Source organism: Bradyrhizobium sp. Kon56 (assembly GCF_055807635.1).
Map to the genome: position 1 here is coordinate 1 of NZ_JBVVOU010000365.1, position 287 is coordinate 287.

Annotated in this window: 1 protein-coding gene; it reads right to left on the minus strand. The window is 61.3% G+C overall.

The genetic code is table 11. The features are described 5' to 3' along the window. Positions 1 to 72: 72 nt before the first annotated feature. Positions 73 to 237 (minus strand): hypothetical protein, encoded by a 165-nt coding sequence (locus AC0L3B_RS39325; RefSeq protein ID WP_473383172.1) that lies wholly within the window; start codon positions 235 to 237, stop codon positions 73 to 75. Positions 238 to 287 lie beyond the last annotated feature (50 nt).

Sequence of the window (287 nt, forward strand, 5' to 3'; positions counted from 1 at the left end):
GAGCGGGTTGTGGGCGATGATCGAACGCAAGTTGCCGAGCCCGAGCATTGCACCCAGGCCCGGCTGGCGTGGTCAGTGTTTCTGCAGGTTGAAGTGGGTCCAGGGCACGGCGGGCAGGTAGTACTGAGCGGCGAGCATTACCGCCACCATCACCACCAGGAACACCACTTGCAGCGGGCTCCAGAATGCCCAGTGCAGGCCGTTCACCCACGGGTACTGGCTGACTCTAGCGCTCATCTGACCCTGCCCATATTGGCCCCCGCTGAAAGTTGATCAAAAATTGACCG